At 65.2% G+C, this 1,983-nt stretch carries 1 protein-coding gene; it reads left to right on the top strand.

All coding sequences use genetic code 11. The features are described 5' to 3' along the window. Positions 1 to 163: 163 nt before the first annotated feature. Positions 164 to 1,870, top strand: coding sequence for an IS1634 family transposase (locus ABGB01_RS45855; RefSeq protein WP_347780623.1), 1,707 nt, complete (start codon positions 164 to 166; stop codon positions 1,868 to 1,870). Positions 1,871 to 1,983 lie beyond the last annotated feature (113 nt).

Raw genomic sequence — 1,983 nt, 5'->3', positions numbered from 1 at the left:
CCCGGGTTCGACGTAATTCGGGGCTCCTAGAGGGCACTGTGGCCTGAACGTGCAGGTCAGCAGCTGAGGGCGGACCTCCCGGGCCGAAACTGCCTAGAGACGCGATTTTGATGATTCGCCTGTACTGCCCTGGGCTTTGGCTCTATGGTCTGGAGTCGTGTACGTGAAGACGACGAAGCGGGAGAACAAGTCCGGGACGGTCCGGTACCTGCATCTGGCCCATAACGAGTGGGATCCAGTGAAGGGCAGGGCGGTACCGAAGGTCTTGTTCACCTTCGGCCGCGAGGACGAACTGGACCGCGAAGCGGTCAAGCGGCTGGTCACGTCTCTATCCCGCCTACTGACGCCGGGCGATGCTCTGGCGGCGACGGCGACCTCGGACCTGGAGTTCGTGTCCTCGGTCCCGTTCGGCGGCACCTACGTACTTGATCATCTGTGGCGGCGGTTGAAGATCGACCAGATCGTCGGCAGGGTCGGGCAGCCCAAGCGAGGCCGCCGACGGGACATGACCGTCACCGAGCGGGTGCTGTTCGGCCTGGTCGCCAACCGGGCGCTGGCGCCGTCGTCCAAGCTGGCCGCCGCGGACTGGATCACCAACGACGTTCATCTCGACGGACTGGCCGAGGTCGGCGAGCAGACATGCTACCGGGCGATGGATTGGCTGCACGAAGTCAAAGACGACCTGGAAAAACAGGTGTTCGACGAGGTCGCCAACCTGCTGAACCTTGAGGTCGACCTGCTGTTCTTCGACACCACCAGCACCTACTTCGAACTCGAGGAGCCCGATGAGGCGCTCGCCCGCGACAAGCGAGGCGACCGCCTGACCGGCGAGCAAGCCGAACAAGAGGCCCAGGCGACTGGTTTTCGCACCTACGGTAAATCGAAGGATTCGCGCGACGACCTCCCGCAGATCGTGATCGGGATGGCCGTCACCAGGGACGGGGTCCCGGTCCGCTGCTGGTGCTGGCCCGGCAACGCCTCCGACCAGCGCTTGATCCGCCAGGTCAAGGACGACATGCGGGACTGGACCCTGTCCAAGATCGTGTGGGTGACCGACCGGGGCTTCTCCTCCGCCGAAAACCGCCGCTACCTGCGGCAAGGCGAGCACGCCTACATCATCGGGGAGAAGCTCCGCTCCGGCTCTGCGGAGGTGAAGGCCGCCCTGTCCCGGCAGGGCCGCTACACCGAGACCACCGGCAACATGCGGATCAAGGAAGTACGGATCAGCGACACCGACCGGTTCGTGATCTGCCACAACCCCGAAGCCGCCGAGCGTGACGCGCACATGCGCCAGCAGTTGGTCACCCAGCTCACCGACCTGATCGACGGATCAGACGCGTTGAGCGAGTTCAAGCGCGGCGAACTCCGAGGAAAGATCGCCACCAAGCCCGGCCTGAACCGGTATCTACGAACCACGCCGGCGGGCAAGCTCCGCATCGACGCCGCGAAGGTCAAGGCCGAGGAGAACCTCGACGGCAAGTACCTGCTGCGCTGCAGCGACCCGCACCTGAGCGCCGAGGACATCGCCCTGGGCTACAAGCAGTTGCTGGAGGTCGAACGCGGCTGGCGGGACATGAAGCAGATCATCGACCTGCGGCCGGTCTATCACCGGCTCGAAGAACGCATCCGAGCCCATGTCATCCTCTGCTGGCTGGCGCTGCTGCTCATTCGGATCATCGAGACCACCACCGGCAGCACCTGGCCTGCCTGCCGCCGCGACCTTGACCGGCTCCACCTGGGCACCTTCACCGGCCCGGCCGGGCTGTTCCGGCAGGTCACCGCCCTGACCAAGCCCCAACGAGACCTGCTCGCCAAGCTTTCGATCCCCGCGCCCAAGCAGGTCGTCGACCTCCAGCCCGCACCCCGCTGAACCAGGCGAACAGCTCCGCCTAGAGAAACGCCCTCCAGGCGCCTACACCCATGTCAGCACAGGTCAGGAGCTAGATTCGGGCCTCCAGGCCGCGGAATTATGTCGAACCCGGG

The sequence above is a fragment of the Nonomuraea sp. B5E05 genome (assembly GCF_039880665.1).
Classification (GTDB): domain Bacteria; phylum Actinomycetota; class Actinomycetes; order Streptosporangiales; family Streptosporangiaceae; genus Nonomuraea.
This window is presented reverse-complemented; position numbering and strand designations above follow the sequence as displayed.